Annotated in this window: 5 protein-coding genes and 1 tRNA gene; all 6 read left to right on the top strand. The window is 41.7% G+C overall.

The features are described from left to right. Positions 1-673 precede the first annotated feature (673 nt). The 6 genes from NZ848_RS21380 (at position 674) to NZ848_RS21355 (ending at position 6,407) form a co-directional block, all read left to right on the top strand. Positions 674-2,308: an ArnT family glycosyltransferase gene (locus NZ848_RS21380; protein WP_259017211.1), complete on the top strand. Its 1,635-nt coding sequence runs from the start codon at positions 674-676 to the stop codon at positions 2,306-2,308. Positions 2,309-2,315: 7 nt separating this feature from the next. Then, the gene (locus NZ848_RS21375; RefSeq protein ID WP_259017210.1) at positions 2,316-2,690 is read left to right on the top strand and encodes a VOC family protein; all 375 of its coding nucleotides are present in this window, start codon (positions 2,316-2,318) and stop codon (positions 2,688-2,690) included. A gap of 99 nt (positions 2,691-2,789) precedes the next feature. Then, entirely contained in the window at positions 2,790-3,560 is a 771-nt protein-coding gene (locus NZ848_RS21370; protein ID WP_259017209.1) for a type III pantothenate kinase, read from the top strand. A 40-nt stretch (positions 3,561-3,600) separates the two neighbouring features. Further along, a complete protein-coding gene (gene nadC, locus NZ848_RS21365; RefSeq protein WP_259017208.1) occupies positions 3,601-4,452 on the top strand; it encodes a carboxylating nicotinate-nucleotide diphosphorylase in 852 nt (283 codons plus the stop codon). 163 nt (positions 4,453-4,615) lie between these two features. Then, entirely contained in the window at positions 4,616-6,283 is a 1,668-nt protein-coding gene (locus NZ848_RS21360) for an FAD-dependent oxidoreductase (RefSeq protein ID WP_259017207.1), read from the top strand. A 50-nt stretch (positions 6,284-6,333) separates the two neighbouring features. Next, a tRNA-Pro gene (locus tag NZ848_RS21355) sits at positions 6,334-6,407 on the top strand. Positions 6,408-6,771 lie beyond the last annotated feature (364 nt).

Genomic DNA, 6,771 nt, shown 5'->3' with positions numbered 1-6,771 from the left:
CTTGAACTACGGCTAATTTAAAAGCATAACTGTAATCTTTCTGTGTACGCTTAATGTACTGATTTGCAATTGTTTCTTTCATAACATTACTTTTATTGTAACGCTATTTCAGGACGTGACATATCTATCTGAATAATCAAGAACGCAGGCTTTCAGCTTGCGTTTTTTTGTTTACCCCCTAAAAAAGGCAAAGGGGGCAGAAACTGTCCCCCGATGAACCCAAAACAACTTTTGCTGTGACTAAAAAAGATTTTTTTTACTAAGTGTACGATTCGCAAAAATCGACTTTATATAATTCACTTATTAAATTCTAAACAATTAAACCGAAATATTATCCCTTAACTCCTCGTCCCTTAAAACAATTTTTTATTTCGACCAGCAAAGTTAGAAAAATTTTTACTAACTCATGCAAATATCTGAATAAAAAATAAAAATCGTCCCGAATAATCGACAAAATGCATAAAAATCCGGTTAGATGACCTCTAGCGTTCTATAAACTGCAAACCACTGTTTTCTCAGGCGGCATACCGGTTATGTTTAGTTTTGCCAATATAAAACGTTAATTGCATTTTTTTTGTATGCACCTCATGTTTTTTTATTAGTCTACACAAGTAAGGCATAACTTCGGTGTTTTTAATTTTATTTTTACCTTTGACAAAAAATGCCAAGCTGAATGAGTTTTCAGATACAACAAAAATATTATCCACTTATAATTTTAGCTCTTGGAGCCGCGTTTTTCTTTCCTTTTTTAGGCAATGTGCACCTATTTGACTGGGACGAGATTAATTTTGCCGAATCGGCCAGAGAAATGCTTCTTACGGGCAACTACAGCAAGGTGCAAATTGATTATAAACCTTTCTGGGAGAAACCCCCGCTTTTTTTCTGGATGCAGGTGGTTTCTATGAAAATATGGGGAGTAAACGAATTCGCTGCCCGTTTCCCTAATGCAGTTATTGGCTGCGTTACCCTGCTGGTTATTTATTACATTGGCAAAAACATCAGAAATGCCAATTTCGGATTAATCTGGGCACTTATCTACCTGGGTTCTTTTACACCACATTTATATTTCAAATCAGGTATTATTGACCCCACCTTTAACCTGTTTATTTTTCTGGGTATATACTTTTCTTTTAAGGCGCAGTTTAATTCACGGCAAATATTTCTTTCGGGCCTCTTTATTGGTTTGGCGGTTCTTACCAAAGGCCCGGTTGGGGGGCTTATCTGGGGCTTAACGGTGGTGTGCTATTGGGGATTTATCAAAAAATTCTCTAAGCTTTTTACATTTAAGCAACTGCTTATTTTTGCAATAACCTGTATCGCTGTTGCTTCTTTATGGTTTGCACAAGAGCTGGTTACTAATGGGTTCTGGTTTTTCGAAGAATTTATCCGTTATCAGATTCGCCTTTTCAGCACGCCTGATGCAGGTCACGGGCAACCTTTTTACTACCATTTTGTGGTAGTGCTGCTGGGTTGTTTTCCTATTTCTGTTTTTGCTATTCCGGCGCTGGCATCCAGACAAGAGTATTTCGGAACCTGGATGAAAGTTACATTCTGGGTGGTAATGATTCTTTTCAGTGTGGTTACAACCAAAATAGTCCATTATTCTTCAATGGCTTATTTCCCGGTTTCTTATCTGGCTGCCAATACCTTGTACAACTGGCTTGCCCACAAAAAGAACTGGAATAAATGGGTAAAATTCGGCTTGATATTCATTGGTTTTGTGTTATCGCTGGCCTTGGTGGCTGTGCCGCTTATTGGCATGAACACCGCAGCCATTACACCTTATATAAAAGACCAGTTTGCAGTCAGAAATTTCAATGCAGTGGTTGCATGGAGTGGCTTTGAAGTGTTCATTGGTATTGCTTATTTTATTGTTCTTCTGGTGCTGGTTTTCATGAACAAAGCTACCATTCAGCGTAAATGGTTGTTTATTACAGGCCTGAGCCTGTCTACAGCTTTATGCCTGCTCATTTACGGCGCAACAGTGGTGCCTAAAATTGAAAGATTCACACAGGGTGCAGCGATAGACTTCTACCAGTCGAAACAGGGGCAGAATGTTTACGTGGGTGTGATAGGTTTTAAAAGCTATGCCCATTTGTTTTATTTTCAGAAAAAACCCAATAGCGCACCTGCTTCTACTGCCAATATGACTCAGGAAGAATTTGGCAACTGGTTGTTAAACGGCAAGGTAGATAAGCCTGTATTTTTTGTAACCCGCATTGACCGGTACGATGAATTTAAGGAGCATCCGAATCTGGAATATATCAAAGAAGAAAACGGTTTTGTGTTTCTGAAACGTAAAAATTGATAGACCTATGAATCTCAATCAGTTAACCATACGTGTAAGTAACCTTGAGCAATCTTTAGCTTTTTATGAGCTTCTGGGGCTGAGACTTATAGTAAAAGATACACATTATGCCCGCTTTGAATGTCCAACCGGAGACACCACTTTCTCTATCCATCAGGAAGGCATCACCTCCAAAGACCCTGGCGTCTGGGTTTACTTTGAAGTGGACGACGTTGACGACAAGATAAGCGAACTGATACGCAAAGGCATCAGTATTGAACAGATTCCGGAAGATAAACCCTGGCTGTGGAGAGAAGCCCGCCTGCTTGACCCCGACAATAACCAGATAATTATTTACCATGCCGGAGATAATCGTAAAAACCCGCCATGGAGAATTAATTAATGTGGTGAAATTTTAGCTAAGTGCCTGATTTCTTTTGAAAAGTTTGAGAGATTGAAAGGATTTTACAAACTTTGACCTACCAACCTAAAAATTTACCTCTTGAACAACTTATTAGTGATAGATGTCGGGAACACCGATGCTGTTTTCGGAATTTTTGAAGATAAAAAACTACTTCATCAGTTCAGAATCAAATCGCTGAAAGACGAAAACTACGTCTTTTTTGAATATCGCTTCCGGCAATATTTCCTTGAAAACGCCCTGCGTTTTGCTGACATAAAAAAAGTGGTGCTTAGCAGTGTGGTGCCTCCCCTTACCCCTATCTTCAAACTTCTGGTAAACAATATGTTTGGCCTGGAGCCCATTGTTGTTAATGGGTATATCTTTCCATCGTTAGAAATTTCAATCGACAACCCCAACGAGATAGGGAGCGACCTCGTAGCCAATGCCGTAGCAGCTTACACCAAGTATAAAAGAAATTGTGTAATAGTTGATTTTGGTACCGCGCTTACATTCACCGTTGTTTCAGCCAAAGGCAAAGTTCTGGGGGTTTCTATAGCGCCGGGTTTAAGAACATCAGTAAAGGCGCTTTTTTCAAATACAGCCCAGCTACCTGATGTTCCGCTGGAGCTGCCTCAATCTGTTATTGGTAAAAATACAGTTCATGCCATTCAGGCGGGTATCTTATGGGGATACGAAGGCCTGGTAAGAAACATGATTCATAAAATAAGAGCCGAACTGAACGGCGACTGCATAGCCATTGCCACCGGAGGGCTTTCTTCTATTATATCTACCCTGCACGGAGAGTTTGTGGAAGTAAACCGTGAACTGACACTTGAAGGATTAAGAATAATAGGCGAGGCACATGCCTGAATAAACTGACTGGATTAAACACCCGAAAGGGTTAAAAAATATGGAGTTAAACAAAGACACAATTAAGCAATTTATTGCAACCGCGCTGGTAGAAGATGTAGGTGATGGCGACCACACCTCACTTTCTACCATTCCGGCAGATGCTTTCGGAAAAGCAAAATTGCTGGTAAAAGATGAGGGCATTCTGGCCGGGGTAGAACTGGCAAAAATGATTTTTGAAGCAGTAGATAAAAACTTGCAGGTAGAGGTGCTGATGAACGACGGCCAGCCTGTTCAATATGGAGATATCGCATTTTACGTAACAGGCAAAGACCGTTCTATATTAACAGCCGAGCGGCTGGTGCTCAACTGCATGCAGCGCATGAGCGGCATAGCCACTACCACGTATCAGGTGGTAAGCCTTTTAGAAGGCACCCAAACGAAAGTGCTGGACACCCGCAAAACAACGCCGGGATTCAGGATGATGGAAAAATGGGGCGTACAGATTGGCGGAGGGGTAAACCATCGTTTCGGGCTCTTTGATATGATTCTGATAAAAGATAATCATGTAGACTATGCAGGAGGAATAAAAAACGCTTTGGATGCAGCACATAATTATCTGAAAACCACCGGAAAAAACCTGCCAATAGAAATTGAAGTGAGAAACCTGGAAGAATTGCAGCAGGTACTCGATATTGGCGGTGTAGTGCGCATTATGGTAGATAACTTTAGCTTCGATAAAATAAAAGAAGCCATTAAAATGGTGGCAGGGCGCTACCCCATTGAGGCGTCAGGAGGCATTACCCCTGCCAACGTAAGACAATTTGCCGAATGTGGTGTTGACTACGTATCGCTGGGTTACCTTACCCACTCAGCCAGAAGCCTCGACCTAAGCCTGAAGGCAATGAAATAATCAGATGATACCGTTCAATTACAAGCTTTATACAAAACCCATTGTATAAAGCTTTTTTTGTCTCAATACTCCCGTAAGTTTTAGGTGAGTTCAGATTTTATTTAATAAATTACAGATTCTTTAACCAATGCTGGTCTTTTTTTAAAAAACCTATGTAACCTTTATGAAAAAAACTTCACTCTTTTTATGGCTCATTACAGCCCTTACTATATTGCCCGGTTACCATCCGCCCAAAAGCACTATGGCCCGTACCTATAAGGCTGATGTTATTATATATGGTGGTACATCGGCTGCTATTATTGCGGCCGTTCAGGTTAAAAAAATGGGCAAGTCGGTTATAGTGGTTTCTCCTGACATACATCTGGGAGGCCTTTCATCAGGTGGGCTTGGATTTACCGACACCGGCAACAAAGAGGTAATAGGTGGCGTATCACGCGAGTTCTACCAACGTCTTTATAACCATTATCAGAAGCAGGAATCATGGCAATGGCAAAAGAGAGAAGAGTACGGCAATAAAGGCCAGGGCACACCTGCATTAGATGGCAGCAACCGTACCATGTGGATATTTGAACCACATGCAGCAGAACAGGTATTTGAAGACTTTGCCAGTGAATATAAACTTACTATCTACCGCGATGAGTGGCTGGACCGTTCAAAAACCGGAGTTGTAAAAAAGGGTCTCAATATAAGCGCATTCCGTACTTTAAGCGGCCACGTATATGAAGGTAAAATGTTTATTGATGCTACATATGAAGGCGACCTGATGGCCGCAGCTGGGGTATCCTACCATGTAGGGCGTGAGGCCAACAATGTTTATAACGAAAAATGGAACGGAGTGCAGGCCGGTGTTTTTCAGCATGGCCACCACTTTAAAAGCAAAATCAGCCCTTACAAAATAGCAGGTGACCCCGCAAGCGGTTTATTACCCGAAGTTTCTACTGACATACCGGGTCCAAATGGTTCGGGCGATAACAAGATTCAGGCTTACTGTTTCAGAATGTGCCTGAGCAACCACCCAGATAACCGCATACCTTTTGCAAAGCCGGAAGGCTACGACCCCGCGCGATATGAACTGCTAGCCAGGGTATTTGCCTCGGGCTGGCGAGAGACTTTCGACAAGTATGACCCGATTCCGAACCGCAAAACCGACACCAACAATCATGGGCCGTTCAGTACCGACTACATCGGCAAAAACTATGACTACCCCGATGCCAGCTACGAACGACGCCGGGAAATTATCAAAGAACATGAACTGTATCAGAAAGGTCTGATGTATTTCCTACAGAACGACCCCAGTATTCCGGCCGATGTACAAGTAAAAATGAAACAATGGGGCTTACCCAAAGACGAATTTAAAGACAACGGTGGCTGGCCGCATCAGCTTTACATACGCGAGGCACGACGAATGATAGGAGAATACGTAATGACCGAAACAGACGCTTTAGGAAAAAACCATGTACCCAATTCAGTAGGAATGGGCTCTTATGCTCTCGACTCGCATAATATCCAACGCTACGTGAAAGAAGACGGCTATGTGCAAAACGAAGGAGACATAGGCGTGCACCCAGACCGACCCTATTCAATTGCTTATGGATCTATATTGCCCAAAGCCACCGAGTGTACTAATTTGTTAGTACCGGTTTGTGTTTCAAGCTCACATATTGCTTACGGTTCTATCAGAATGGAGCCAGTGTTTATGATTCTGGGGCAATCGGCAGCAACAGCGGCGGTGTTATCTATCAATAATAAAATGACCCCACAAGCTCTACCCTATGCCACATTGCAGGCGCAATTATTAAAAGACAAGCAACGATTAGAATATACAAAATAGACTTTTGGAAGAAAGACGAATTTAAGTTACTTTTGCACTCTCCACCAATTCGGGATGTAGCACAGCCTGGTAGTGTGCACGTCTGGGGGGCGTGAGGTCGCAGGTTCGAATCCTGTCATCCCGACTTTACAGGACAAGTCAAATTTATTTTTGATTTGTCCTTTTTTGTTTCCACCTAAATCGCTGTCTATCAGGTAAATAAGGCTGACAGCCTCATTTATTCTATTAGTTCGAAGTGAATTATTTTCAAAATGCAATTTTTCAGGAAACATCGAACTAATAACTTGCCGTTTCTTGTCAATATCTGCCGTTTCATAGATATAATCCAACTTTAAAAGATTGTCAATCCCTTTATCAAGCAGGTCTTCCTGTTTTCCTCGCTGGGTCACCCAAAATTGATATGAAACAAATTAAGTAACTTTTCCTGTTCAGGTTTAGAGATATAAATTCTGCTATGAATCGTTTGCGAGAGTTGCGTTTTGAATGAT

This window comes from Emticicia fluvialis, from assembly GCF_024793945.1.
Classification (GTDB): domain Bacteria; phylum Bacteroidota; class Bacteroidia; order Cytophagales; family Spirosomataceae; genus Emticicia; species Emticicia fluvialis.
This window is presented reverse-complemented; position numbering and strand designations above follow the sequence as displayed.

Coding starts and splice junctions, on each gene's coding strand:
- NZ848_RS21380 (WP_259017211.1), top strand. CDS start 674: ATGAGTTTTCAGATACAACAAAAATATTATCCACTTATAATTTTAGCT.
- NZ848_RS21375 (WP_259017210.1), top strand. CDS start 2,316: ATGAATCTCAATCAGTTAACCATACGTGTAAGTAACCTTGAGCAATCT.
- nadC (WP_259017208.1), top strand. CDS start 3,601: ATGGAGTTAAACAAAGACACAATTAAGCAATTTATTGCAACCGCGCTG.
- NZ848_RS21360 (WP_259017207.1), top strand. CDS start 4,616: ATGAAAAAAACTTCACTCTTTTTATGGCTCATTACAGCCCTTACTATA.